The sequence below is a fragment of the Flavobacterium sp. GNP002 genome (assembly GCF_054343795.1).
Genome location: NZ_JBTGUW010000001.1, coordinates 497,626 through 523,515 on the forward strand (window position 1 = coordinate 497,626; position 25,890 = coordinate 523,515).

The 25,890-nt window shown below is 34.2% G+C and carries 25 protein-coding genes and 2 tRNA genes; 16 read left to right on the forward strand and 11 right to left on the reverse strand.

Annotated elements, in window-relative coordinates; all coding sequences use genetic code 11:
- Positions 1–46: 46 nt before the first annotated feature.
- Positions 47–826 carry a hypothetical protein gene (locus tag ACXX80_RS02255; protein ID WP_458551816.1) on the reverse strand — a complete coding sequence of 260 codons (780 nt, stop codon included), beginning with the start codon at positions 824–826 and terminating at the stop codon, positions 47–49.
- 243 nt (positions 827–1,069) lie between these two features.
- Positions 1,070–3,706, reverse strand: coding sequence for an alanine--tRNA ligase (alaS, locus tag ACXX80_RS02260; protein ID WP_458551817.1), 2,637 nt, complete (start codon positions 3,704–3,706; stop codon positions 1,070–1,072).
- 352 nt (positions 3,707–4,058) lie between these two features.
- Between alaS and ACXX80_RS02265 the strand changes: the two genes are divergently transcribed.
- From ACXX80_RS02265 to ACXX80_RS02310, 10 genes are all read left to right on the forward strand, one after another.
- Entirely contained in the window at positions 4,059–5,036 is a 978-nt protein-coding gene (locus ACXX80_RS02265) for a M23 family metallopeptidase (RefSeq protein ID WP_458551818.1), read from the forward strand.
- A 100-nt stretch (positions 5,037–5,136) separates the two neighbouring features.
- Positions 5,137–5,469 carry a MerR family transcriptional regulator gene (locus tag ACXX80_RS02270; RefSeq protein WP_417950445.1) on the forward strand — a complete coding sequence of 111 codons (333 nt, stop codon included), beginning with the start codon at positions 5,137–5,139 and terminating at the stop codon, positions 5,467–5,469.
- 64 nt (positions 5,470–5,533) lie between these two features.
- Complete coding sequence (locus ACXX80_RS02275) at positions 5,534–6,121, forward strand: LemA family protein (RefSeq protein WP_395379537.1); 588 nt, start codon at positions 5,534–5,536, stop codon at positions 6,119–6,121.
- A gap of 148 nt (positions 6,122–6,269) precedes the next feature.
- On the forward strand, positions 6,270–6,707 hold the full coding sequence (locus tag ACXX80_RS02280; RefSeq protein ID WP_417950446.1) for a TPM domain-containing protein: 438 nt from the start codon (positions 6,270–6,272) through the stop codon (positions 6,705–6,707).
- Positions 6,707–7,519, forward strand: a complete 813-nt coding sequence (locus ACXX80_RS02285; protein WP_458551819.1) for a TPM domain-containing protein — start codon at positions 6,707–6,709, stop codon at positions 7,517–7,519. The genes ACXX80_RS02280 and ACXX80_RS02285 overlap by 1 nt, the downstream gene beginning before the upstream one ends.
- 175 nt (positions 7,520–7,694) lie before the next feature.
- Positions 7,695–8,696: a hypothetical protein gene (locus ACXX80_RS02290; protein WP_458551820.1), complete on the forward strand. Its 1,002-nt coding sequence runs from the start codon at positions 7,695–7,697 to the stop codon at positions 8,694–8,696.
- A 206-nt stretch (positions 8,697–8,902) separates the two neighbouring features.
- Positions 8,903–9,316, forward strand: coding sequence for an RrF2 family transcriptional regulator (locus tag ACXX80_RS02295; protein ID WP_458551821.1), 414 nt, complete (start codon positions 8,903–8,905; stop codon positions 9,314–9,316).
- A gap of 243 nt (positions 9,317–9,559) precedes the next feature.
- Positions 9,560–12,154 (forward strand): TonB-dependent receptor, encoded by a 2,595-nt coding sequence (locus ACXX80_RS02300; protein ID WP_458551822.1) that lies wholly within the window; start codon positions 9,560–9,562, stop codon positions 12,152–12,154.
- Positions 12,155–12,335: 181 nt separating this feature from the next.
- Entirely contained in the window at positions 12,336–13,079 is a 744-nt protein-coding gene (locus ACXX80_RS02305) for a DUF2490 domain-containing protein (RefSeq protein ID WP_458551823.1), read from the forward strand.
- A 114-nt stretch (positions 13,080–13,193) separates the two neighbouring features.
- A complete protein-coding gene (locus ACXX80_RS02310; protein ID WP_458551824.1) occupies positions 13,194–13,433 on the forward strand; it encodes a hypothetical protein in 240 nt (79 codons plus the stop codon).
- Between the two features lie 98 nt (positions 13,434–13,531).
- On the opposite strand, the gene ACXX80_RS02315 is transcribed toward ACXX80_RS02310, so the two are convergent.
- The 5 genes from ACXX80_RS02315 to era all read right to left on the reverse strand — a co-directional run bounded on the left by ACXX80_RS02315 (position 13,532) and on the right by era (position 17,869).
- Positions 13,532–14,323: an SDR family oxidoreductase gene (locus ACXX80_RS02315; protein ID WP_458551825.1), complete on the reverse strand. Its 792-nt coding sequence runs from the start codon at positions 14,321–14,323 to the stop codon at positions 13,532–13,534.
- Between the two features lie 81 nt (positions 14,324–14,404).
- Positions 14,405–15,715: a ribosome biogenesis GTPase Der gene (der, locus tag ACXX80_RS02320; RefSeq protein ID WP_417979760.1), complete on the reverse strand. Its 1,311-nt coding sequence runs from the start codon at positions 15,713–15,715 to the stop codon at positions 14,405–14,407.
- A gap of 172 nt (positions 15,716–15,887) precedes the next feature.
- A complete protein-coding gene (locus tag ACXX80_RS02325) occupies positions 15,888–16,097 on the reverse strand; it encodes a helix-turn-helix domain-containing protein (RefSeq protein ID WP_458551826.1) in 210 nt (69 codons plus the stop codon).
- Between the two features lie 3 nt (positions 16,098–16,100).
- Positions 16,101–16,649 (reverse strand): hypothetical protein, encoded by a 549-nt coding sequence (locus tag ACXX80_RS02330; RefSeq protein WP_458551827.1) that lies wholly within the window; start codon positions 16,647–16,649, stop codon positions 16,101–16,103.
- Between the two features lie 338 nt (positions 16,650–16,987).
- A complete protein-coding gene (gene era / locus ACXX80_RS02335) occupies positions 16,988–17,869 on the reverse strand; it encodes a GTPase Era (RefSeq protein WP_458551828.1) in 882 nt (293 codons plus the stop codon).
- A 117-nt stretch (positions 17,870–17,986) separates the two neighbouring features.
- On the opposite strand from era, the gene ACXX80_RS02340 reads away from it, so the two are divergent.
- Positions 17,987–18,059: transfer RNA gene (locus ACXX80_RS02340), tRNA-Met, on the forward strand.
- A 34-nt stretch (positions 18,060–18,093) separates the two neighbouring features.
- Positions 18,094–18,166, forward strand: a tRNA-Met gene (locus ACXX80_RS02345).
- 305 nt (positions 18,167–18,471) lie between these two features.
- Here the strand turns inward: ACXX80_RS02345 and ACXX80_RS02350 are convergent.
- Positions 18,472–19,326 (reverse strand): leucine-rich repeat domain-containing protein, encoded by an 855-nt coding sequence (locus tag ACXX80_RS02350; RefSeq protein WP_458551829.1) that lies wholly within the window; start codon positions 19,324–19,326, stop codon positions 18,472–18,474.
- Between the two features lie 182 nt (positions 19,327–19,508).
- On the opposite strand from ACXX80_RS02350, the gene ACXX80_RS02355 reads away from it, so the two are divergent.
- A complete protein-coding gene (locus tag ACXX80_RS02355) occupies positions 19,509–19,991 on the forward strand; it encodes a DUF1761 domain-containing protein (protein ID WP_458551830.1) in 483 nt (160 codons plus the stop codon).
- A 59-nt stretch (positions 19,992–20,050) separates the two neighbouring features.
- Here the strand turns inward: ACXX80_RS02355 and ACXX80_RS02360 are convergent, their stop codons facing one another.
- Positions 20,051–20,329, reverse strand: coding sequence for a 4a-hydroxytetrahydrobiopterin dehydratase (locus ACXX80_RS02360; RefSeq protein WP_458551831.1), 279 nt, complete (start codon positions 20,327–20,329; stop codon positions 20,051–20,053).
- A 98-nt stretch (positions 20,330–20,427) separates the two neighbouring features.
- On the opposite strand from ACXX80_RS02360, the gene ACXX80_RS02365 reads away from it, so the two are divergent.
- On the forward strand, positions 20,428–21,576 hold the full coding sequence (locus tag ACXX80_RS02365) for a GNAT family protein (RefSeq protein ID WP_458551832.1): 1,149 nt from the start codon (positions 20,428–20,430) through the stop codon (positions 21,574–21,576).
- Here ACXX80_RS02365 and ACXX80_RS02370 read toward each other — a convergent pair.
- Positions 21,569–22,459, reverse strand: coding sequence for a diacylglycerol/lipid kinase family protein (locus tag ACXX80_RS02370; protein WP_458551833.1), 891 nt, complete (start codon positions 22,457–22,459; stop codon positions 21,569–21,571). The genes ACXX80_RS02365 and ACXX80_RS02370 overlap by 8 nt on opposite strands.
- A 64-nt stretch (positions 22,460–22,523) precedes the next feature.
- On the opposite strand from ACXX80_RS02370, the gene ACXX80_RS02375 reads away from it, so the two are divergent.
- Positions 22,524–23,492: an App1 family protein phosphatidate phosphatase gene (locus tag ACXX80_RS02375; RefSeq protein ID WP_417991410.1), complete on the forward strand. Its 969-nt coding sequence runs from the start codon at positions 22,524–22,526 to the stop codon at positions 23,490–23,492.
- A 31-nt stretch (positions 23,493–23,523) separates the two neighbouring features.
- Here the strand turns inward: ACXX80_RS02375 and ACXX80_RS02380 are convergent, their stop codons facing one another.
- Positions 23,524–25,431, reverse strand: a complete 1,908-nt coding sequence (locus ACXX80_RS02380; protein ID WP_417950466.1) for an ABC transporter ATP-binding protein — start codon at positions 25,429–25,431, stop codon at positions 23,524–23,526.
- Positions 25,432–25,504: 73 nt separating this feature from the next.
- On the opposite strand from ACXX80_RS02380, the gene ACXX80_RS02385 reads away from it, so the two are divergent.
- Positions 25,505–25,888, forward strand: coding sequence for a DUF983 domain-containing protein (locus tag ACXX80_RS02385; RefSeq protein ID WP_458551834.1), 384 nt, complete (start codon positions 25,505–25,507; stop codon positions 25,886–25,888).
- The last annotated feature ends 2 nt before the right edge of the window (positions 25,889–25,890 follow it).

Sequence of the window (25,890 nt, forward strand, 5' to 3'; positions counted from 1 at the left end):
CAGAGTTTTATACGCTGAAAGGGTTACTTTAAAATAAATATTTTTATTAATAGAAGTATTCTCTTTTCAGATACCCTCTATTTCCATTAGCCAAAAGTGCCGTTTCCGAAACCTGTTCCGTTGGATAATTATCCGAATCATATTTAAAAGAGCTTTTATAAAAATTAGCAGACGATAATACTTGATTCCCATTAGTAGTAGTTGTAATTACTGTATTTATCAAACTGTTATTTGATGAAATGGTCTCCATATGGTTTAATAATTTTTTATATCCTAATACATTATACAAAGGATTATTATTCGAATCATAGTCAAAACTTATACTGTAATTTGAAGCAACTCCTGCAACCGTATTGTCTAATATCCTTTCCTCTTTAATCAAATTTTCATTTTCAAAATACAATGTCCCGTGAAATTCTTTTACCTCTTGATTTCCTGAACCAATCGTGAATTTTTGATAAGAAACGGTTTTATCTGAATTATGAATATAACTTATTCTGTAATTCCCTAAAGATTCAACTTCAACTAATTTACCCAGAAGGTAACTGTATTCAATGGTCTCACTTTGTTGATTTGTTTTATTTAACGTTACAACTTTTGTAATCAAACCATCCGTATAGGTAAAAACGGTACGTTTCTGAGCTCCTTCAACACGAACTATTTCAGTTCCATTATAAGTAAATAACGTTGTTGCTTCAGTACCTTGCGCTGACGTCTCAACAACTTTCTTTAGCAATTTTATACTATCATCAGTATCATTTGAACACGAATAAAGTGTTAAAATAAAAATTGATAATACGAAAAATATTTTTTTTGTCTGTTTCATTATAATAAATAAATCTATTCGCCTTCCTCAACCCTTGGAGTACTACATCGGTCAAACCTAGAAAAACAAAACAAAAGCCACAATATTCATCGTTACAATCCCTATATTTCGGTTGAACTACTTTTTTAAACCTCCCGATAACACTATGTGCAGCCGCTAAAAATACTGTGTTTGACAAAAAAAACAAACCCTTTTAGAACGTAAGTCCTAAAAGGGTTTCTATTATAAAAAAATAAATTTGTTCTACTTTACAAACTCAACTGCTTTCTCCAAAGCTTGTTGAATTCCTGCGACATTCTTCCCTCCTGCTGTAGCAAAAAATGGTTGCCCGCCGCCGCCGCCTTGGATAAATTTACCCAATTCACGAACTACTTGTCCAGCATTTAGGTTTTTCTCTGCGACTAATTCTTTAGAAACATAACACGTTAGCATTGGTTTTTCTTCGTCAGCTGTTGCCAAAACTAAAAATAAATTATTCCCTAAGTTCCCTAATTCATACGCTAAATCTTTTGCTCCTTCCGGATTCAAATCCACTTGTTTTGCCAAAAATTGAACACCGTTTATTTCCTGTATTTCAGCAATTAAACTCGTTTTCATGTTTTTTACCTTATCTTTTACCAAAGCCTCAATTTGTTTCGCTAATTTGGCATTTTCTTCTTGCATCGAATGAACGGCTTTCAGAATATCCTGAGGATTTTTCAACGCTGTTTTTACTTCATTTAATGTGTTTTCATACGAAGCAAAGTGTGCTTTAACCGCATCACTTGTAATGGCTTCAATACGACGAATCCCCGCAGCAACCGCTCCTTCTGAAACGATTTTGAAATGCCAGATTTCAGCTGTGTTTTTCACGTGGATTCCACCGCATAATTCCATGCTTTCGCCAAATTTAATCGCACGAACCTCATCTCCATATTTCTCTCCAAAAAGTGCCATCGCTCCTTCTTGAACTGCTTGCTCAAAAGGAATATTTCGTCTTTCTATAAGTGGTAATTGTTCCTGGATTCTTGCATTTACAAAATCTTCTACTTGTTGCAATTCGGTTTCCGTCATTTTAGCAAAATGCGAAAAGTCAAAACGCAAATAGTTTGGATTTACTAAAGAACCTTTTTGTTCTACGTGAGTTCCTAAAATACTTCTCAACGCTTGATGCATCAAGTGCGTAGCAGAGTGATTTCTGGAAGATAAGCTTCTCAAATCCTGATTTACTTTAGCAACAAAACCAGCGTTTACATTTTCTGGTAATTGTTTTGTAAAATGTAAAATCAGGTTGTTTTCTTTTTTAGTGTCGATTATTTCGATAGTTTCATTTGCAGAAACCAACATTCCTTTATCGCCTACTTGTCCACCACCTTCTGGATAAAATGGTGTATTATCTAAAACAATTTGGTATAAAATCCCATCTTTTTTACTGTCCACTTTACGGATACGAGTGATTTTTACGTCACTTTCTGATAGATCGTAGCCTACAAATGTTTCTACATTTCCGGGAATCAAAACTGACCAGTCTTCGGTAGAAACTTCTGATGCAGCACGGGAACGATTTTTTTGTTCTTGCATCGCAGCGTTAAAACCAGCTTCGTCAAGTTCGAAACCTTTTTCTCTAAGAATCAATGCGGTTAAGTCAATTGGAAACCCAAAAGTATCGTATAATTCAAATGCTTTTGTTCCAGAAACGGTTGATCCTTTAGTTTCGGCAACTACATTTTCTAATAATTGTAATCCTTGGTCTAAAGTTCTCAAGAAAGAAGCTTCTTCTTCACGAATTACATTCGTAACCAATTGTTGTTGCGATTTGATTTCCGGGAAAAACTCCCCCATTTGATTTGCTAAAACACCAACCAATTGATTGATGAAAGGTTCTTTAGTATTCAGAAACGTAAATCCGTAACGAATTGCACGACGTAAAATTCTACGAATTACATAACCAGCACCTGTGTTTGATGGCAATTGCCCGTCAGCAATAGCAAAAGCTACGGCACGAACGTGATCGACCACTACACGAATAGCGATATTAGTTTTATTCTGTTCTTCGGTAATATTTAAAACTTCGTTTGAAGTGTATTTTAATCCTGTAATTTGTTCAACTTTTTCAATAAGCGGTGTAAAAACATCGGTGTCATAATTGGAAGTTTTTCCTTGTAATGCCATACACAAACGCTCAAATCCCATTCCGGTATCAACGTGTTTTGCAGGCAATTTTTCCAGAGAACCATCTGCTTTACGGTTGAATTCCATAAATACATTGTTCCAAATTTCCACAACTTGCGGATGGTCATTGTTTACCAAACTTTTTCCTGAAACTAAAGCTTTTTCTTCTGCAGAACGAATGTCAACGTGAATTTCTGAGCACGGTCCACATGGTCCTTGGTCACCCATTTCCCAGAAGTTGTCTTTCTTGTTTCCAAGAATGATTCGGTCTTCGTCAATCAATTCTTTCCAAATATCCCAAGCTTCTTGGTCGAATGGTACGTTTTCATCCGGATTTCCTTCGAAAACGGAAACGTATAAGTTTTCTTTTGGAATTTTATAAACTTCTGTCAAAAGTTGCCAAGCCCAGTTGATGGCTTCTTTTTTGAAATAATCTCCAAATGACCAGTTTCCCAGCATTTCAAACATGGTGTGATGATAGGTATCAAAACCTACATCTTCCAAGTCATTATGTTTTCCTGAAACACGAAGACATTTTTGCGTATCGGCAATTCTGGTGCTTTTTGGAGTTCCATTACCCAGAAAATATTCTTTGAACTGCGCCATTCCTGAGTTGTTGAACATCAGTGTTGGATCATCCTTAAGAACTATGGGTGCCGATGGAACGATTAAGTGTCCATTTGATGCAAAAAAATCCAGAAATTGTTTACGTACGTCTTGTGATTTCATTTTTTTAATTTAAATATTTAAAGATTCAAAAATTTAAAGATTATTTAGAATTGAATTTTTCAATCTTTTAATCATTAAATCTTTTAATTTCTTTTGCCTCAGTTAGCAGTGAAAAGCTTCAAGATTTATACATCTATTTTTTCTTGAGGTGGCAGAGCGACTCCCGAAGTCTCGGGATAAGCTCCTGCTAGCTCATTAGAAAAAAAGATTTATAAACGAGAACTTGTAACGAATAGCTGGAACAGGCACATTATTTTATTTATTCCTGAAAAAAGAGTGTAACAAATGAAACATTTCTTAAATTTGTTCGTCTAACCTTTTTACAGTGTGCAAAAATAGGGTATTTTAAAATATGTCGAAAGTAAAATATTATTACGATTCCGAAAATCTAGCCTATAGAAAAATAAAAACACGAAAAAGAAGAAAACTTGGTGTTATTATTCTGTTTTTATTGGCATCGGCATTGTTTGGTTTTTTAAGTTTTATTCTTTTATTGAACACTCCTTATTTTGAAACACCAAAAGACCGTTTGCAAGCGCGTGAAATTGAAAATTTGAAATTGAATTATGCGCTGCTGAACAAAAAAATGGATCAGGTAAATGGCGTTATTGAAGCTATTGAAGATCGAGATAATAATTTGTATCGCGTGTATTTTAACAAATCGGCTATTCCTGATTCCATACGGAAAACAGGATTACCGGGAATCAATAGGTATAAAACATTAGAAGGTTATAACAATTCCCAGTTGGTAATCAATACCACAAAAAGGATTGATGTCCTTAGCAAGGAATTAGCGGTTCAGTCCAAATCATTGGATGTGATTTTGAAATTGGCAGAAGCCAAAAGTGATTTTTTGTCAGCCATTCCTGCCATTCAGCCAGTACAAAATGAAAATTTAAAACAAATGGCGTCTGGTTTTGGATATCGTACGGATCCTTTTACAAAAGCAAGGAAAATGCATGAAGGCATGGATTTTACAGCAAAAACAGGAACGCCCATTTATGCTACGGGTGACGGAGTGGTAGCAAAAGCAGACAACACTGCTTCCGGATATGGAAATCATATTGTTATTCGGCATGGATTTGGATACGAAACTTTATACGCACATTTGAGCAAATATAAAGCCCGAGCTGGACAACGCGTAAAACGAGGTGACGTTATAGGTTATGTGGGAAGCACAGGAAGATCCGAAGCACCACATTTGCATTATGAAGTGCTAAAAGATAAAAAAGTGGTGAATCCGCTTAATTTTTATTACGGAAATATTTCGGCAGTGGAATATGTTGTAATCGCGCAACTGGCAAACCAGGAGAATCAATCTTTAGACTAATACAAAATGTAGTGTGCAGTGTTCGATTCACAGTGTTCAGATAGAAGATAAAAAATAGTATTCAGTGACAATTCAACTGGACAAAAAATAAAAAACAGATATGCATATTGAATTATCTAAAGACAAAAGATATTACAGCATTGGCGAAGTAGCCAAGGCATTTGACGTGAATGCATCGCTGATTCGTTTTTGGGATAGTGAGTTTGATATTTTAAAACCTAAGAAAAATGCAAAGGGTAACCGAATGTTTACGCCTGAAGATATCACAAATTTACAATTGATCTATCACTTGGTAAAAGAGAGAGGATTTACGCTGGAAGGTGCCAAAACGCATTTAAAAGAAGGACAAAAGAAAACCTTGGATAAGTTTGAAATTATTCGAAAATTAGAAACAATACGCACACAATTAACAAATATTAAAAACGAATTGTAGCCGTCACGACTACAACCAAATTAAACTTTAAACAATTAAATAATAAACATTAAATTAAGTAAACATGAGAAGATTTTTGCCTTGGATTATCGGAGCGGTTGTAATTTTTGTAATTTACAGCTGGGTTAAAGGAATTAATAATACTGCAGTAACGTTAAACCAAAATGTAGAACAATCTTGGGGTGATGTTCAAACAGCGTATCAAAGAAGAAATGACCTTATTGGGAATTTAGTAAATACGGTAAAAGGTGCCGCTGATTTTGAAAAAAGCACGTTGACAGCAGTTATCGAAGCGCGTTCTAAAGCTACTTCTGTAAAAATTGATCCAGCAAATATTACTCCGGAACAATTAGCTGAATTCAACAAAGCACAAAGTGGTGTGAGCAGTTCATTGTCTCGTTTATTGGTATCGGTTGAAGCGTATCCAGAATTGAAAGCAAACCAGAACTTCTTGAAATTACAGGACGAATTGGCAAGCACAGAAAATCAAATTCTAACGGCGAGAACGCGTTTCAACGAAGCAGTAAAACCATATAACTCTCACATCAAGACGTTTCCAAACAGCTTATTTGCTGGATTATTCGGATTCAAAGAGAAAGCATATTTTAATGCAGTTGAAGGTGCAGATAAACCAGTTGAAGTAAAATTCTAAAGTTAGATTATTAGACTTCTTAGATTTTTAGAAGTCCAAATAAGTCAAATTTAAATTGAAGAAACAACCCATAAAAATTAACGGTTTTTATTGCAGATTTAATAATTCTGTAATCAAAAATCGTTAATCTTAAATCAAAAATATTTCAATGTCAAAAGTAGAAGATTTTTTAACCAAAGAAGAAGAACAAGAAATTGTTGAAGCTATTCGTATGGCTGAAAAAAATACTTCTGGCGAGATTAGAGTTCATATAGAAAAAACAACTTCCATGGATGCGTATGATCGCGCCATGGAAGTTTTTCATGAACTAAAAATGGATGAAACTGAACTTCAAAATGGCGTTTTGATTTACTTAGCGGTAGAAGACAGAAATTTTGTAATTTGTGGTGACAAAGGCATTAATGATGTCGTACAAGATGATTTTTGGAATTGTACCCGAGACGTTATGGTAGCAGAATTCAAAAAAGGAGATTTTAAGCAAGGTCTTATCGATGGAATTACCAGAGCTGGAGAGCAATTGCAGAAATATTTCCCTTGGCTGGAAGGCGACACAAATGAATTATCAAACGAAATATCTAGAGGATAATGCTATTACAAAAAAAGAATACTACAATTTTCCTAAAGCTGTTTGTTTATTTGTTATTCACACAAATTGGCTTTGCACAATTTACCATTCCTGAAAAGCCAACTTTACAGACTTCTGTTTATGATTATGCGAATGTTTTAAGCGCAACAGAAAAAGCACAATTAGAAGAAAAACTGATTAAATATTCTGATTCTACCACTACTCAAATTGTGATTATTACCATAGAAACCCTTAAAGGTGAAGACATTGGGATCCTTACTCCAAAATGGGGACATGCATGGGGAATCGGAGGAACAGCAAAAAATGATAATGGAGTACTTATTTTATTGGCAAAAGCTGAAAGAAAAATATGGATTTCACCAGGATATGGTCTTGAAGATCGATTGACTGCAGGTATAGGTGGAGAAATTACACGAAACATCATTATTCCTGAATTTAAAGCAGGAAGTTATTACAAAGGACTTGATAAAGGAACGGATGCTTTATTTGATGTTTTTAAAGGAAAATATAAAGGTGAACGAGTTAAAACAACAAAATATAAAGGATTCCCTATTTTACCCTTAATAGTTATTGTCATCATAATATTAGTACTTATATCTCGAAACAAAGGCGGCGGTGGAAATTCCGGTAACAGAGGCGGTGGCATAGGCCCAAGTCTATTGGATGTCATTATTCTAAGCAGCCTTGGAAGAAACAGTGGCGGAGGTGGTTTCGGCGGAGGTTCATCTGGTGGTGGATTTGGCGGTGGAGGTTTCGGTGGTGGATTTGGTGGCGGAGGTTTCTCTGGCGGTGGATCTGGTGGAGATTGGTAAACATATAAAATAATTAAAAGCTGCAATCGCAGCTTTTTTTTGTCTATAAATAGCACTTCATAGTAGTTTTTGCTGCTTAAAAAAGTAACTTCACTAGACAAAAAATTAAATGTCTTTTTAATTAAATTAGTAGTAACAATTTTATCTTTGAGTAAAAAAACTAAATTTTTAAATAATGAAAAAATTAAAGTTATCGCATAGTATCGTGATTCTAATTTTATGCACTGGATTGCAAGGTTACGCACAATTTAGTGGTTGGAAAGAAAAAGCATTACAAGCAGGCGCTGCTTTGGGCGCAAAAAAAATGGGACTTGATCAAGTGCTGAAAAAACCAGAATCGATTACCACTTCATTTGAAGATGTGGACCAAACAGGATCAAAATTACCTGATTTACTAGTAGTAAAAAACGCGCAACCATTGTATTTGTTACCAAAAGCTACTGAAGGTGGTTATGTATTGTGCGATGGTTTTTATGAAATGAGTGCGAAAAGTTATTGTTTAAAAGCAGGTACCTTTGCACCATCTCAAGGCGATGGATACATGTACGCACCTACTCTAGGTCCTAAGCAAGAAATTGTAACTACTATTTTAAAAAATGCCGAAAAACATCCTGAAATAAAGCAGCACAACATACAAGAATTATTATGGGCTATTATAGCTAGAGCCCGTTTTGCCGATTTCAGTGGGCAATTGAAACTTACTGCTGTCGCACTATTGAGTACAGCCGAATTAACACACCTTGAAGGTGGCATGCTAGGTGTATTGCCTGCGAGCATTATGAATCAAGCAAAATCAAAACTTCCTGAAGCGGTACAAAATGTTTTTGAAGCCGAAAATAACATTCGACAAATGGTAGCTAATGGAAATTATACCTACGCCGAAATGGAAAAATATGCCATCATTGCCGGCATGGCACCTGTACGCACGGATATTCCAAGTGGGATTTGGACTTTACACCCAGATGGATACTACATTCGGTATTTTCCCTCTGGTTATGCAATAACCAAAGTACAACTTTATGTTCCCAAAACACTATTGGTTACTGGAAAACGAATTGTTTATAATGCAACTAATGATATTGCATGTCCAGCAAATGTAGGTTCGCAACGACTAGCACAAACAAATGAACCATTAAATCCAGATTACACTATTAAATTAAAAAGCACTTGTAAATAAACTTGTGATTTAAGCCAATACAGTAAAAGGATGAAGACTGCTTTACGCCTCTTTATCCTTTTTCAAATTAGCGGTAAGCAATCACAATAATGAAACACACATCCTGAAGATCTAAAAACTTCATAAATTAGAGTTGTTTCGTTTAAAAAAACAAGTACCTTTAGCCTAGTTTTTAATAGACTTAAAAAGCGTAATACGAATATCAAATGCTTTCACAAAAAACCAAATATGCACTTAAAGCACTGCTCTATTTAGCAGAACAAGATGTAGACCATATCTCTAAAACAGTAGAAATTGCTGAGGCAGCCTCTATTCCAAAAAAATTTTTGGAACAGATTCTATTGGATTTAAAACGTGGCCATTTCGTAGGAAGTAAACAAGGTAAATTTGGCGGTTATTATCTTTTGAAATCTAAAAACGAAATTACTTTAGCCGATATTCACCGACTTTTTGATGGTGCAATTGCATTACTTCCTTGTGCATCATTGAATTTTTACGAACGCTGTTCTGATTGCATCGATGAATCGGAATGCCTACTACGACACGGATTGATTACTATTCGAGAGGAAACTTTAAAGGCTATGCAAGGCATTACTATTGCTTCATTGGTAAAAAAATAAAAAAATATATTTTAAACTCTACTAATTTTATAGAATTAATTATATATTTGCATCGAATTTAATATATCATTAACAATCCAAATTTAAACGTATGAAAACGTACCGAAGTAAGCTTGCTTTTCTGAATAGGCAAACCCGAAAAAATCCACTAATTATAATTGAAAAAAAGAGTTCTCAAATAATGTGTATGTGCTAGTAAAAAAATTTAATTAAAATTCTACTAATTACATATACTTAATATAAATGAAAAATTCTATAAAAAATATAATTACAATAGTATTCGTTTTAACATTCTCAACATCTTTTGCTCAAGTTGTTCTTGAGGGAAAAGTAAAAGACGAACAAGATACCTCAATTGCAGGTGTCAATATCGTACTAAAAGGCACCACAAACACTACTACAACGCTAACTGATGGATCCTTTAGTATCGAAGCAAAGTCACTTCCCTTCACGCTTATTGTGCAATATGCTGGCTACAATACCAAAGAAATTAAAATTACCGAATTACCTACCAACATAAAACCACTGGAAATTATCATCTCATACGGAGAAGAAAAAGTACTCTCTGAAGTGGTCGTTACCTCTCGCAGAAGAATAGAAAAAGCGCAGGACATCCCAATTGCCGTATCTGTAGTAACTGGAAAACAAGCGGAACAAGCAGGGGCTTTCAACGTGAATCGAGTGAAAGAATTGATCCCTTCTGTACAATTGTATTCCTCAAACCCTAGAAATACAGGTATCAACATTAGAGGACTTGGTTCGCCTTACGGACTAACTAATGATGGTATTGATCCCGGAGTTGGTTTTTATGTTGATGGTGTGTATTATTCGCGTCCAGCAGCCACCACTTTAGACTTTGTAGATATTGATAGAATCGAAGTATTGCGTGGACCACAAGGATCTCTTTTTGGTAAAAATACAACCTCAGGCGCTTTTAACATTACCACCAGAAAACCTAGTTTTACCTCTGGTGCTGATTTTGAAGTAAGCTACGGAAATTACGGTTTCCTTCAAGCTAAAACATCCATTACAGGTGGATTGAGCAAAAAACTGGCTGGTCGAATCTCTTTCTCAGGAACACAAAGAGACGGATTAATTGATAATGTAGTGACTGGAAGAGCCACAAATACCTTAAACAATCAAGGAATTAGAGGACAATTATTGTACAATGCTACTGAAAATACGAACATTTTATTCGCAGCTGATATTACCACACAGCGTCCTGATGGATATGCACAAGTTATTGCTGGTGTAGCACCAACAAAAAGGGCTGCTTACCGCCAATTTGACGCCATCATTGCCGATTTAAATTATCAACTCCCTAGCAGAAATGCTTTTGACCGTAAAATTGATCACGATACACCATGGCGCTCGGGACAAGATTTAGGCGGTGCCTCACTTAACATAGATACGAAAATTGGTAAAGGTACCTTGACTTCAACTACGGCATGGCGTTTTTGGAACTGGGATCCTTCAAATGATAGAGATTTCACAGGACTTCAAGTTTTGGCTAAATCACAAAATCCAGCCAGACACACGCAGTTGACACAAGAAATTCGTTATGCAGGACAAGTGACATCCAAATTAAGCGGTGTAGTTGGTGCCTTTTTTATCGATCAAACGGTTAAGATTAGAGGAACAGAAGAATCTGGAAATGCACAATGGCGTTTTTCTCAATCGCCAGTAAACTACAACAATAATGGGGTTTCAACTCCTGTACCGCTTGCAAGATGGGCTGAACCAGGATTGCTTGAAGGCTACGGAATACGCACTATTGCTGATATTCATGCTGTAAGTGCGGCTTTATTTGGTCAACTAGATTGGCAAGTTACCGATAGATTGCACATTCTTCCAGGCTTGCGCTACAATTATGACAAAAAAGAATCGAATTACGACCGTCAAACGTATGGTGGTTTACAAACCAACGATCCACAATTATTGGCAATAAAAAGAGCGGTGTACACCAACCAAACGTTCTCTGCAAACAAAGACAAGTTTGACTTTTCAGGAAATATAACGGTGAATTACAAAGCGACTGATAAAATTAATGGCTACGCTACTTATGCTAAGAGTTACAAACCAGTGGGTGTAAATGTAGCCGGATTGCCTACTCCTGCTGCAGGACAAACATTAGCTGATCTTGCCGTAATCAGACCCGAAGACGTAAATCATTATGAAATTGGAATAAAAACCTCTCCGTTCAAAAGATCTATTTTAAACCTGACTTTGTACAATACGGATATCAAAGATTTCCAAACCAATGTACAAGCAGCTGAATTAGGGGTGAATCGTGGTTACCTAGCCAATGCGGACAAAGTACGTGTACGAGGTGCCGAAGTTGATGCTAGTTTTGTAATCAATGAACATTTTGCCTTCAACGGTGCATTGAGTTATACGGATGGAAAATATGTTAAATTCACCAATGCTCCATTACCTCTTGAAGAAACGGGAGCGCCTGTATCTTTCAAGGATGTGTCAGGAAGTACTTTACCAGGTGTATCAAAATGGGCTGGAAGTTTAGGCGGAGAATATACCAAATCAGCTAAGTTTTTTAGCAACCTAGGTAAATTCTTTGTAGCAATTGACTCTTATGCTCGTTCTGAATTTTCATCTAGCCCATCAGCTTCAAAATACTTGGTGGTACAAGGTTACGCTATCTTTAACGGTCGTTTTGGATTTAGAGCAACCGAAGGATTATCTGTAAACTTTTGGGGTCGTAACCTATTGAACAAAGATTACTTCGAGCAATTGCTACCAGCTGGAGGAAATGCAGGACATTATGCAGGCGTATTAGGCGACCAAAGAACATATGGAGTTACATTGAAATATTCACTTTAATAAACTTTCAAAAAATTAAAATTTGAAACAGCACTCTTAAAAATCAGGTTTTAAGAGTGCTGTTTTCTTTTTTATAAAACACTATTAAGTTGATAAATTAAAATATTTTTTAAAAACATAAAACAATACCTATAGGATTTATAGACTTTATGTAAATTTGCCAAAAATGAAATAAAGCTCCGTGAAAAAATTTAGAGTCATTTTATTCTTACTCCTGTCTATTCTTTGCCAAGCGCAAACGAAGGGAAAAAATATTGATCATCAAAGTATTCTTTGGACTCGTTATTACAATCAATTACTGCTAAACGAAAAATGGTCTTTGCATTCTGAATTTGACAACCGACTTTTTCTAAAACCAATGCAAGAAAACTTATATGTCATCCGAATTCAAGGTCGCTATAAAATCAATGATCATTTAGAGACAGGTGCTGGCTTTGCTTATTTTTCTGTTGATACACAAGTCCCTGAAATTAATCCTGATTACAATACCCCTGAATACAGAGGACAGCAGGATCTTACATGGAAATCAAATGCTAATAAAGTAACGCTGACACAACGTTTTCAAGTAGAAGAGCGCTTTATTCACAATGCTAATAAAGATGAGTTGCTCCCTGGCACTACTTTTTTTTGGAGATTCAGATACAGACTTCAAGCTGATTACATTTTTTGGAAAAAAGAAAAACAGTTATTAAAAGCCGTACTGTCTGATGAGATAATGTTCAATTTTGGAAAAAAAATAATTAAAAATACGTTTGATCAAAATAGAATTTATGCTGCCATACATTATGGACTCAATAGCAATTTAGCATTTGAACTCGGGTACCTAAACAGTTTTCAAAGAAGAAGTAATGGAATCGATTTTTTCAACAGAGACATCATCCGCTTCAGCATTTTTCATAAAATTAAAATCACAAAAAAATTATAAACAGCATTTATAATTTGCTACCGATAAATATTTATAAATATTTTAAATTTTGATTATCAATACATTAACTAATTTTTAAAATTTGTGCCGTAACTTTATTTAAAAGATATAGCCATGAAAAATTTTGCAATTAAACTCGTTTGGTTCACTACCATTTATGTTTTTGTTTTTGCCGGTTTATGTCAAACTAATGTTGCTTTGCCGGTAATAATGACCCTATATTGCGTTGGTATACCGTTAATCCTTTTTATGGTATACACCGTGATAACTGATGATTATCAAACTACAAAAACATTTAAAGATTGGTACGGTGACCATCCAATGGAAACTTTGGAAAAAGAAGAAGAAAGCTAATCGCACAAATCAGCTTTTAGCAAAGAAATCCCGACTGCTCGGGATTTCTTCCTATTTTACAATACTATAATCATCAATTTGAACTATTGAAATTCAGATTATCTAACTTTACTTTGCAGAACAAAACGATGCAACAGTTTAGGAAAAAAACGTTTCAAATAAACGCCTAAAACTTCTTTTCCGCCAATGTAAGCTTCAAAGGTATTTGATTCAACAGCTTTGATTAATTTTTTTACAAAAATAGCCACTGGCATACCATTTAAAGTGGCTTCATCGTCCGTATTTTGTTTTGATCCATCAGCAGTAAGTGCATTTTTTGCCACATTTGTTTGGATAAAACCGGGACAAATTAAGGTGACATTAATATTATCTTTTTGATGTTCCATTCTTAGTACGTCAAAAAAACCATGTAAAGCATGCTTCGCTCCACAATAGCCGGAACGATATGGCGACCCAAACTTCCCCATTAGACTGGTTACAGTAACAAAATGTCCTTTCTTATTTTTGATAAAATGAGGCAATAAAGCTTTTGTCAGCGCAACTGTACCTAGATAATCTACTTCAATTAGTTTTTTATCTACTTCAAAATCGGTGTCAGCAATCAGTGAGCGTTGGCTGACACCTCCGTTATTCACTAGAACATCAATTTTTCCAAAGGCAGCAATAGCATTTTCTACCTGATTTTTAGCATTGTCAAAATCCGACAGATCAAAAGGCAAAATTACAACTTCCGCTGTTGAACATTTAGATTTCACATCTTCTAAAGCTTTTATGTTCCGTGCCGAAAGAATCAGTTTACAATTCCTCCTAGCCAATTCATAAGCCAAAGCTTCTCCTATCCCACTTGAAGCGCCTGTAATCCAAACTACTTTGCCATTTATTGCGTTCATATTTTTTTCCTAAAAATAAAAAAAGTTTATCGAGCTTTTACAAACTCAATAAACTTACTAGTATAATTATCGAAATAAAGATTATTTCTCCCTGATATAGATATCGATTGGTACTCCTGAAAAGTCCCATTTTTCTCTAATTTTATTTTCCAGATAACGTTTGTACGGTTCTTTTACATATTGTGGCATATTGGCAAAAAACACAAATTGTGGTGTCTGTGTTGGCAATTGCATGCAATATTTAATTTTCACGTACTTCCCTTTTGTTGCTGGTGGCGGATATGCTTCAATCACTTTCAACATAAATTCGTTGAATTTTGAAGTCGCAATACGTTGTTGTCTATTCTCATACACTTTTACAGTTGCTTCCAATGCTTTCAACAAACGTTGTTTTGTTAATGCTGAAACAAAAAGAATAGGCACATCCGTAAACGGCATTAATTCTTTTTTAATTTTCTCCTCATAATCTCTGGTAGACATAGTTTCCTTTTCAACCAAATCCCATTTATTAACAAGAATTACAACTCCTTTTCTATTTTTTTCCGCTAACCAAAATATACTTTGATCCTGTCCTTCAAAACCACGAGTGGCATCAATAATCAAGATACAAATATCAGCATGTTCAATCGCACGCACGGAACGCATTACAGAATAAAATTCTAAATCCTCTTTTACCTTAGCTTTACGACGGATTCCCGCAGTATCAACTAAATTAAATTCAAAACCAAAACGGTCAAACTTCGTATCAATTGCATCACGGGTTGTACCAGCGATATCCGTTACCATAAAACGTTCTTTACCAATTAATGCATTGATAAAACTTGATTTACCTGCATTAGGACGTCCTACCACTGCAAAACGAGGTAAAACTACTTCTTCTTGAACCGGTTCTGGTTTCACAGGAAAAGCATCAATTACTGCATCCAATAAATCTCCGGTTCCACTCCCTGAAATACTTGCAAATGTATAATATTCTCCTAAACCCAAGTTATAAAACTCAAGAGCATCTTTCTCACGCATAGCATTATCTACCTTGTTTACCGCTAAAAGAACTGGCTTTGTCACTTTACGCAATAAACGCGCAACAACATCATCCATGGGAGTAATCCCTTCTTCTACATCAACCACAAAAATGATAACATCAGCCTCATCAATAGCCAGTTCGACTTGTTTACGGATTTCTCCTTCAAAAACATCATCAGAACCACGCACATATCCACCGGTATCAATTACAGAAAATTCTTTTCCGTTCCACTCGCTTTTACCATAGTTTCTATCTCGGGTCACCCCAGATACTGAATCTACAATAGCTTCTCTTCTTTGTATCAGCCTATTAAAAAGGGTTGATTTCCCTACATTAGGTCTTCCTACTATCGCAACAATGTTATTCATAATATAAATTCAAATATTTATTTTCCTCGAATACTGTTTTTCCAGTTTCGGGTGGCAAAGGTAGTGTTTAAAACCGTGATTATCAATTTTTTTCGAATATTAGCCAGATTAGCAAAACCTAACAACCTCATTTTCAAAACAAAACTCACAACCTCACCACTACCCTTTGTACTTATTCGTTGTTAGAATATTCTAAAATATCTCCTGGCTGACAATCCAATGCTTTACAAATAGCCTCCAAAGTACTAAACCGTATAGCTTTAGCCTTACCCGTTTTTAAAATTGATAAATTAGACAACGTCAAATCAACCTTTTCGGAAAGTTCATTCAGCGATATTTTACGCTTGGCCATCATTACATCCAGATTTACAATTATTGCCATACTTTATATAGTTAACTCATTTTCCGTTTGAATTTCTATTCCCTTTTTAAAAATCTGTGCAATGACCAAAAGAATTACACTCATAAACAACCACACATCAGCACCACCTATACTTACATCTTGCACACTCGGCATTTGTATCCCTTGCTTCACTAAATTCTCATTAAAACGTGTTCCCCAAATAGAAAACAAACCAATCCCAAAAGCCAAATAGGCCATGTTCAGAATAAAGCGTCGGACAACTTCATTAAATGGATGCACCAAATCAAACTTCTTGTCATAAAAAACCTGTACTATACAATAAAACAATAAAGCCTTCATGACAGCAACTATAATCATAAGAGTAATCATAATAACAAAAAAAGTCTCATTAAAATCATACAGCACAGACAAATCGACTTCTAACCAAAATTTTCGAGCGCCTATAGGATTCCAGAATAACGTAAAAAAAGCATTAAATATAAATCCTCCCGCTTGCACACAAAGCCCAAAGAATAACACCCATGAAACTACTTGCAAAACCTTAAAAATAATATCCGTTTTTATATACATAGCACTATCAATTTAAAATTACCCTACAAATTTAATAACTTATTTATTGAAAAACAATAAATATTCATTGCTTTAGGCAAATTATTTATTGTTAAAAAAAATACTTTTGAAGCTAATCCAGCACTACATTACAACTCCTCACTCATCTAGGAGCTGTTGCCATGCGCTTGCAGGAGCTTCCTTAGGTCGCTCAGCTAGCACAGCAACAACAACCTTGATTCACTGCGGGGTTTTCATTTCGGTCTGGGCTAAAAAAAAATCAGTATCAGAAAAAATTTCCAATACTGATTATTCTTATATTCTACAATACCCTTTAAAACTAACTAATAATGAACACCTTACTGATTATAACCAAAACGCTTCAACATATTCACGTTGCTTCTCCAGTTTTTATTCACTTTTACATACAACTCAATATGTATTTGCTTGCCAAAGAATTTCTCTAAATCAGCACGAGCATCCATTCCTACTTTTTTCAAAGCAGCGCCTTTATGCCCGATGATGATTCCTTTTTGGGTATCGCGTTCCACCATAATCAAAGAACGGATTCTAATGATGTTTTCATCTTCAAAAAACTCTTCCGTTACAATTTCTACTGCGTATGGAATTTCTTTGCTGTAATTCAACAATATTTTCTCGCGGATGGTTTCATTTACAAAGAAACGCTCCGGTTTATCTGTCAATTGATCTTTTGGGTAATACGCAGGAGATTCCGGTAGCAATTCTATTATTCGTCCAAAAACTTCTGGAACATTAAAATTTTGCAAAGCTGATATTGGAAAAATTTCGGCATTAGGAACTTTCGCAGTCCAGAAAGCTACCTGCTCTTCAAGTTGTTCTTGGTTAGAATTATCTATTTTGTTCAATAATAACAGAACAGGGATTGTAGCGTGAATGATTTTATTAAAAAAAGCTTCGTCTTTCAACTCTTGTTCTCCAATTTCCACCATATAAATCAAGATATCAGCATCTTCAAAAGCGGACTTAACGAAGTTCATCATGGACGCCTGCATTTCATAAGCTGGCTTAATGATTCCCGGCGTATCCGATAAGATTAATTGAAAATCTTCCCCGTTTACAATTCCTAGAATTCTATGACGTGTTGTTTGTGCTTTTGAAGTAATAATTGATAATCTTTCTCCAACAAAGGCGTTCATTAGTGTTGATTTCCCAACATTTGGATTTCCTATGATGTTTACAAAACCTGCTTTATGTGACATTTCTATTATAATTTATTATGCAAAGGTAGACATATCAAGTCAATAGACGAAATAAAACATTTTTTAAAATTTTTATTGGAAATACGGAAATTCGTTGTACATTTGCACCCGAAACAACGCGGGATAGAGCAGTAGGCAGCTCGTCGGGCTCATAACCCGAAGGTCACAGGTTCGAGTCCTGTTCCCGCTACTAAGTAGCCTTATTGAGAGTACAGAACGCACATCGCGGGATAGAGCAGTAGGCAGCTCGTCGGGCTCATAACCCGAAGGTCACAGGTTCGAGTCCTGTTCCCGCTACTAGAAAAGCTTCAGAGAAATCTGGAGCTTTTTTGTTTTAAAAATCTTAAGCAATTATAAATTTGTTTTCAGTATTTTATATTCTTAAAAAGAATTCAAACTTAAGTCATAAAAAACACACTTCCGTTATACTTGCAAGAGCATTAAATCACTTTTAAACGATATTTTTTTTTAATTCTAAACTCTAAAGTAATTTAAACAAAAAACCTGCGAAGAAAGCTTCGCAGGTTTTGACTAACTAAATTTATTAAAACAACTAAATATGTAATATCGATGAGTAGTGCAAACTCTTTTCTATTTCTAAATTAATCCTCAGAAGCAATCGCTGTATTTTTACCAGTATTCACTTCTAACAAAACCGCTACTCCTTTATCATTTATCATTGTCATGTTCAATGTATCTAAAACTGCTAAATTTCTAGATATTAAGCCATTAAACAAATTGTAAGAAATATTCATTTCTTTCAATTTATCTAATTTTTCAAGTTCTAAAGGTACTTGACCATTCATTTTATTATCAAATAAACTAAGATTTTCAAGTGATGTCATGTTTACCACTTCATTACTTAATGTTCCCGAAAGTTTATTACTGTTTAAAAGCAATGTTTTTAACGTTTTTATGTCATATAATGAATTAGGAATTTGCCCTACTATTTCATTATTGAATAAAGAAAGTGTTTCTAATTGTTTTAAAGCTCCAATTTGCGTTGGTAATTCTCCTGAAATTGCGTTCATATACAATTCTAAATCTTTCAAATTACTCATTTCACAAATAGAAGAAGGAATTGTTCCTGATATTCTATTGAAAGAAAGATTCAATACTTTCATTTCTTTAAATTTCCCTATTGAAGAAGGAATCGTACCTGATATTTGATTTTTATGCAAATCCAATTCTTGTAAACTTACTAAATTCAAAATTTCTTCAGGAATTTCACCAACCAAATTATTATTGTCTAAATTAATAGAAATTACTTTATCGTCTTGTAACTTAACACCATGCCAAGTAGAAATTGGTGATACTAAATCCCATTTTACTTTCCACTGATTTCCATTTGTAGATTGATACAGTTTTACCAACGCATCTTTCTCTGATTGAGACACATCTGCAAACATTGGAAATGAAAACAAAAGGGTTAAAAATAGAGTAGTTATATTTCTCATAACGTTAGCTTTAGTTCTTTAATACACATAAAACTACATACTATGGAGCTAATCAGCAAATAAAATCGACGAAAGACACTGTTTTGTAATTTTTATAGAGTTATATCTTACAAAAATGTTCGACTTTCTTAATTAAATATTAATTTATTAAATTTGATTCACTAACCTTTAAAACCAATTTTATGGAAATTAATTTTCTAGCACTTTTTGTTGCTGCATTGTCTACACTTGTAGTAGGATTTGTTTGGTACAATCCAAAAGTTTTTGGAACCATTTGGATGAAAGAATCCGGCATAACGGAAGAAAAAATAAAAGGAGGAAATATGCTCTTGACATTTGGAGTTTCATTATTATACGCTTTTTTTATAAGCCTTATACTCCAGATGTTAACAATCCATCAATTTGGCGCTTTAGGAATGGTTGGCGGAGATCCTAGTATCGCAAAACCTTCTTATGGAGCTTTCATGGCAGATTATGGATTAGCATTTAGATCATTCAAACACGGAGCATTACACGGCTTTATGACTGGCCTGTTTTTAGCATTACCACTTATAGGAACTAATGCGCTATACGAAAGAAGAAGTTTCAAATACACTCTTGTCACTGGCGGTTTTTGGATTGTATGCTTTATGATAATGGGAGGAATTATTTGTGCTTGGAAATAATTTTCAAAAGAAATAAAATAAATTTCGTCTTGCTACAATACAAGACGAAATTTATTTTTTCATTGGATTCCGTCAATAGCTTTGGCTAAATCTAAATCCTTATCCGTAACACCATTTGCGTCATGTGTGGACAGCCTAATTGTCACTTTATTATACACATTGAACAATTCCGGATGATGATTTCTTTTCTCGGCCATCACTCCTACTTGTACTATAAAACCTAATGCTTGAGTAAAACCTGAAAAAACAAACTTTTTCTCAATTCCATTAGTAGCAAATTGCCAGTCTTTGAGCGCTTTTAACTCTGATTGAATTGTCTCTGATGAATAGGTTTTCATAATCTACTTTTTTAATTTATATAAAGTTAGTTAATTTCGAGACATTGAGAAATACTTTAACTTTATTAACTAATTTTGAAAAAAAATTTCTCTTCAATTTGAGCACACCTTATTCTTTTAAAATTTATAGTACTACAGCGCAACTTCCTTCAAACTGGAATGACTTAGCTGTTTCAACCATTTTTTTATCCAAAAAATACCTAGAGATTTTAGAAAAATCATCTCCAGAAAATATGGTGTGTCATTATATTGGATTATTCGAAAATAAAACTTTAGTTGGCATTGCTCTATCTCAATTTTTAGATTTAAACCAACTGGAATCTTTTGGAGATCGGGATAAATGTATTAAAACTACTGTTCGAAATTTAGTTTTCAGAAATTTCGGTTCTCATGTTCTAGTGATTGGAAACAATATGCTGACTGGGCAAAATTCTTTTGCATTATCTGAATCTATTGATAAAAAAAAAGCACTGCAAACCTTAAGATCAGCAACAACAGCATTAAAAGAAATATTCCAATCTAAAGGAAAAAAGATTCATATTACCACCTATAAAGATTTCCACAAAGAAGACATTACGAACTTTGGCATTCCGGAATTCAAAAATGATTATCAGTTTTCGACACAACCTAATATGGTTTTTCACATTAATGAAAACTGGAAATCAGAGCAAGATTACATTGACTCGCTTTCAAAAAAATACAGAGATCAATATAAAAGAGCCAGAAAAAAAGCAACCGTTATTGAGAAAAGAAAATTACATCTGGAAGAGATCATAGCTCTGGAAGACACTATTTATGACTTGTATCTTCATGTGGCCAAAAATGCTCCTTTCAATACTTTTTTTCTTCCTAAAAATCATTTTAGAGTTTTTAAAGAAATCTTTAAAGACAAATTCCTTTTTTATGGCTATTTTATTGATGGGAAATTAATTGGGTTTAATACTTTAATAAAAAACGGTCCTGTAATGGACACGTATTTCTTAGGGTATGACGAAAGCATTCAACGCGAAAAAATGCTGTATTTAAACATGCTATATGACATGATAGCATATTCCATCAATAAAGGTTTTAAGGAAATTGTGTTTGCAAGAACGGCGTTGGAAATTAAAAGTTCTGTTGGTGCAAAACCAATAAAAATGTATGGATTTATTGCGCATAGCAATCAAATAGTCAATTCGTATATGCCAAAAATATTTAGATATCTGGAACCAGAAACTAATTGGCAGGAACGAAACCCATTTAAATAACTCCACTATTTAAATTAGGAACAGCCACTTTCATTTGTTTGGGTAAAATTTCAATATCAAGTTTTGTTTCAGTACCGCAATATTCTCCATCAATTTGAAAACTAACCGGAACATTTGTCCTAACCACTGCTTTATCAGTAGAAATTATCTCAACATCGTCTGAATCTATAGGCATATTCCCTGAAATGATTTTTCCAAGTACTACCAAATCTAAATTTTTCAAAATAACTAATTCAAACTTTCCATCATCCATAACACCATTGGGATTAATAGAAACTCCTGTGCCGTATTTTTGAGAATTCGCAATTACAATCATTCTTGCTGTACATTCAATTGTTTCAAAATCGCCTGTTATTGTTGCTGTAAAAGGATCATCTAAATCAATCAAAGTTGTGACCGTTTGTATTGCGTATCCCCATTTTCCTCGAATACTACTATTTTCATAGTTCTTGATCATTTCTGCATTTACACCCAAATCACTTAAATGGATACTTTTTTTTCCATTGATAGAAATCATGTCTATTTCCATGTAGTCATTATGAAATGCAATTTCTAGGTTTTCTTCAATTGAGGATGGTAAATTTAAATCGACAGCCAAACCATTGGCAGAACCAGCGGGTAAAATTCCAATAATAACGTCATGGTTTTCCATAGCCTCAGCAACCATTTTTATTGTTCCATCTCCACCTGCTACAATAATTCGTTCCGGATTATAGGTTTCATAGAGCACTTTTATATTCTCAATATCAGAGACGCCCGAGGTATTATAAATCACAAGATTTAAATTCTCGTTACCGGCAAAAATTGTTGTCGCATCAATCAACTCTGATTTATCAACATCTCCAGAAATTGGATTTACAACCAGCATAATGTTATTTTTCAAACTTTTTCTTCTTTTATTGATTAAAAATAATTAATTTCAACAACACTCAAAAGTACTACAATAAATGAAACCAATTTTAAAATTATATCGCGGCTATGCTAATGAACAGGAATTGATTGTGATGGGGCATGTTTTTAAACCAACAACAGTACAAGAATATAATTTTCAAAAAAAGAATCTAAAAAATGCAACTTCGGTAATTAAAATGTTTCAAATAAAAACACAGGCAAACGCCGATGTATACTTGAAACACAACAATGCCAAAATTCATACCAAAACATTAATCGACGGTTATTTTAAATTCTGTGTTCCATTAGACCAAAACACTAATTATGGATGGATTGATTATGAAGTAAGTATTGTTTACAAAAATGAATCTATAACAACCAGAGACAGTTACATTCGACCTCACAAAGGAAATTTAGGAATCATATCTGATATTGACGACACTTTTTTAGTTTCACACACGTTGAATCCTTTGAAAAAACTATATGTTTTATTATTTAAAAACGTAAATAAGAGAAAAATATACGAAGACGTTGTGACACATTACCAAGCTTTAAGCACAGCAGGAAGGGAAAATAAAGAAGAATTCAATGCTTTTTTCTATGTTTCCAGCAGCGAATGGAATTTGTATCGTTTTATCACAAAATTCACTGAAATTCATCAGCTCCCAAAAGCTGTTTTATTATTGAAAGATATTAAAACAAGTCTCACTGATTTTTTCTTGACCGGAAGAGGCAATCACAACCATAAGTTTGACAAAATAAAACACATTCTAGAATTTTACCCAAACTTAGAATATGTACTTCTTGGAGATGATTCACAACATGATGCATTTTTATATGAAGCCATTTGTAAAATTTTCCCAGTAACTGTAAAAGCAGTTTACATTAGGCAAACCGGTGACTCTAAAAAAGAAAAAGTAACAGCTATTTTGAAAAATTTAGAAACCCTGAAAGTTTCTGTTTGCTATTTTCAAAACAGCAGCGAAGCCATTGCACATTCAAAAATGATTGGAATTATTGTATAAAAAAAGAGTTCCAAAAATGGAACTCTCGTTTTTATAAATTATCTATTTCTTCCTGAACAACTTCCCAATCTAACAACAGTTTGTCCAATTCAGATTTTTTCTTGTTGTATGCTGTAAAAAACTTAGCATCTTCAATGTGTTTGTCATAATTAGAGGCCAGCATTTTATCATCTTGCTGAATGTCTTTTTCCAATTGCTTGATTTGACTCTCCACTTTGCTTAATTTATTCTGCAACGCTTTTCCTTTTTTCTGATCTTCGTAAGAAGCTTTATTACTTTCTTTAGGCGCAGCTGCTTTCTGCGCATCTTTTTTCTCAACTTCACGCATATTTTCCATATTGCGCTGTTCCAAGAAATAGTTGATGTCACCTAAATATTCTTTTATTTTTTGGTCTTTGAATTCATACACTAAATTTGACATTCCCTGCAAGAAATCCCTATCGTGAGAAACAAGCAATAAAGTACCGCCAAATTTTTGAAGGGCAGCTTTCAAAACATTCTTAGATTTGATATCCAAGTGATTCGTAGGCTCATCCATCAACAAAACATTGATCGGTTGCAATAACAATTTACACAACGCCAGACGGTTTCTTTCGCCTCCAGAAAGGACTTTTACCTTTTTTTCCACATCATCACCACGAAACAAGAAAGAACCCAACATATCGCGTACTTTCATTCGGTTTGTATCAGCGGCGGCATCTTCCATGGTTTGTAACAAGGTGATTTCACCATCTAAATATTCCGCTTGATTTTGCGCAAAATACCCCAATTGTACATTATGCCCTAATTTGATATTTCCTTTATATTCAAATTCGTCAACAATAGCTTTAATGAAAGTCGATTTTCCTTGTCCGTTTTGTCCAACGAATGCTATTTTGCTTCCACGCTCCACTAACAAATTGATGTCTTTCAAAATCGTTTTGTCCCCGTAGCTTTTGGTAACATTTTCGGCTTCTATAACTACTCTTCCTGGCTCTTTTGAAACTGGAAAAGTAATATTCATCACTGAATTGTCATCTTCATCAACTTCGATACGTTCTACTTTATCTAATTTTTTTATTAATGATTGTGCCATTGATGCTTTAGAAGCTTTGGCACGGAATTTTTCGATTAATTTTTCTGTTTCTTCAATCTTTTTGGCTTGGTTTTTCTGAGTAGCCAATTGCTTTTCACGAATTTCATGACGCAATTCTAAATATTGAGAATATGGTTTGTTGAAATCGTATGCTTTACCAAGGGAAATTTCGATAGTTCTATTGGTCACATTATCTAAAAACATTTTATCGTGCGAAACAATCACCACAACGCCAGGATAATTACGCAGGAAACTTTCTAACCAAATGATACTTTCTATATCCAAGTGATTCGTAGGCTCATCCAGTAACAAAACATCATTTGCTTGTAATAATAATTTAGCTAATTCGATACGCATTCTCCATCCACCAGAAAAAGTTTCTGTTTGATTATCGAAAACATCTCTTTTAAAACCTAAACCAAGTAAAATTTTCTCTGTATCACCCACATAATTATATCCGCCCAATAATTCAAAACGGTGTGTATAATCAGATAAGTCTTCAATGATTTGACTGTATTCATCACTTTCATAATCCGTTCTTGTAACTAACAAATGATTGATTTCTTCAAGCTTTTTCTCAACAATTTTTATCTCAGTAAAAGCTTCATAGGCTTCTTCCAGAACTGTTCTTCCTTGTTCAAAATCGATATCTTGACGCAAGAATCCCATACGAAGATCTTTCTCCTGAGAAATAACACCTGAATCAGGAGCAAAATCTTTTGCTAACATTTTAAGCATGGTAGATTTCCCCGCTCCGTTTTTCCCAACAAGACCCACACGGTCTCCGGCACCCAATCGAAAGGTAACTTCTTCAAATAAATAAGTACCACCAAACGAAACGGATAAATTGTGTATATTAAGCATGTATTGTGATTTTATTCCTTTTCGAATGCGTAAATTTGTAACTCTAAGAAAGGAAATATTAAATTTTTTGCAAATGTTAAAAAAAGGATCCAAATTATATAGCATTTTAACAGGAACTTGTCCTAAATGTCAGAATGAGAGCATGTATTTGGATAAAAATCCGTTACATTTCAACAAAATCTTGAAAATGCATGAAAATTGCAGCCATTGTGATTTAAGATATCAAATTGAACCTTCCTTTTTTTATGGCGCAATGTATGTCAGTTACGGATTGAATGTTGCATTTGGAATTGCAGCCTTTATTATCTCATTTGTAATCTTTGGCTCCAGCCTAAAAGTGGCTTTTATTGCTATAATTGCGTCACTTATTGTCTTATTTCCATTTGTCTTGCGCTGGTCCAGAAACATATACATAAATATGTTTGTCTCCTATGATCCAAAAACCAAACTAAAATAATA

Excerpts from the sequence above, each read along its gene's own strand:
- ACXX80_RS02255 (WP_458551816.1), bottom strand. The coding sequence starts at position 826 with ATGAAACAGACAAAAAAAATATTTTTCGTATTATCAATTTTTATTTTA.
- alaS (WP_458551817.1), bottom strand. The coding sequence starts at position 3,706 with ATGAAATCACAAGACGTACGTAAACAATTTCTGGATTTTTTTGCATCA.
- ACXX80_RS02265 (WP_458551818.1), top strand. The coding sequence starts at position 4,059 with ATGTCGAAAGTAAAATATTATTACGATTCCGAAAATCTAGCCTATAGA.
- ACXX80_RS02270 (WP_417950445.1), top strand. The coding sequence starts at position 5,137 with ATGCATATTGAATTATCTAAAGACAAAAGATATTACAGCATTGGCGAA.
- ACXX80_RS02275 (WP_395379537.1), top strand. The coding sequence starts at position 5,534 with ATGAGAAGATTTTTGCCTTGGATTATCGGAGCGGTTGTAATTTTTGTA.
- ACXX80_RS02280 (WP_417950446.1), top strand. The coding sequence starts at position 6,270 with ATGTCAAAAGTAGAAGATTTTTTAACCAAAGAAGAAGAACAAGAAATT.
- ACXX80_RS02285 (WP_458551819.1), top strand. The coding sequence starts at position 6,707 with ATGCTATTACAAAAAAAGAATACTACAATTTTCCTAAAGCTGTTTGTT.
- ACXX80_RS02290 (WP_458551820.1), top strand. The coding sequence starts at position 7,695 with ATGAAAAAATTAAAGTTATCGCATAGTATCGTGATTCTAATTTTATGC.
- ACXX80_RS02295 (WP_458551821.1), top strand. The coding sequence starts at position 8,903 with ATGCTTTCACAAAAAACCAAATATGCACTTAAAGCACTGCTCTATTTA.
- ACXX80_RS02300 (WP_458551822.1), top strand. The coding sequence starts at position 9,560 with ATGAAAAATTCTATAAAAAATATAATTACAATAGTATTCGTTTTAACA.
- ACXX80_RS02310 (WP_458551824.1), top strand. The coding sequence starts at position 13,194 with ATGAAAAATTTTGCAATTAAACTCGTTTGGTTCACTACCATTTATGTT.
- ACXX80_RS02315 (WP_458551825.1), bottom strand. The coding sequence starts at position 14,323 with ATGAACGCAATAAATGGCAAAGTAGTTTGGATTACAGGCGCTTCAAGT.
- der (WP_417979760.1), bottom strand. The coding sequence starts at position 15,715 with ATGAATAACATTGTTGCGATAGTAGGAAGACCTAATGTAGGGAAATCA.
- ACXX80_RS02325 (WP_458551826.1), bottom strand. The coding sequence starts at position 16,097 with ATGGCAATAATTGTAAATCTGGATGTAATGATGGCCAAGCGTAAAATA.
- ACXX80_RS02330 (WP_458551827.1), bottom strand. The coding sequence starts at position 16,649 with ATGTATATAAAAACGGATATTATTTTTAAGGTTTTGCAAGTAGTTTCA.
- era (WP_458551828.1), bottom strand. The coding sequence starts at position 17,869 with ATGTCACATAAAGCAGGTTTTGTAAACATCATAGGAAATCCAAATGTT.
- ACXX80_RS02350 (WP_458551829.1), bottom strand. The coding sequence starts at position 19,326 with ATGAGAAATATAACTACTCTATTTTTAACCCTTTTGTTTTCATTTCCA.
- ACXX80_RS02355 (WP_458551830.1), top strand. The coding sequence starts at position 19,509 with ATGGAAATTAATTTTCTAGCACTTTTTGTTGCTGCATTGTCTACACTT.
- ACXX80_RS02360 (WP_458551831.1), bottom strand. The coding sequence starts at position 20,329 with ATGAAAACCTATTCATCAGAGACAATTCAATCAGAGTTAAAAGCGCTC.
- ACXX80_RS02375 (WP_417991410.1), top strand. The coding sequence starts at position 22,524 with ATGAAACCAATTTTAAAATTATATCGCGGCTATGCTAATGAACAGGAA.
- ACXX80_RS02380 (WP_417950466.1), bottom strand. The coding sequence starts at position 25,431 with ATGCTTAATATACACAATTTATCCGTTTCGTTTGGTGGTACTTATTTA.
- ACXX80_RS02385 (WP_458551834.1), top strand. The coding sequence starts at position 25,505 with ATGTTAAAAAAAGGATCCAAATTATATAGCATTTTAACAGGAACTTGT.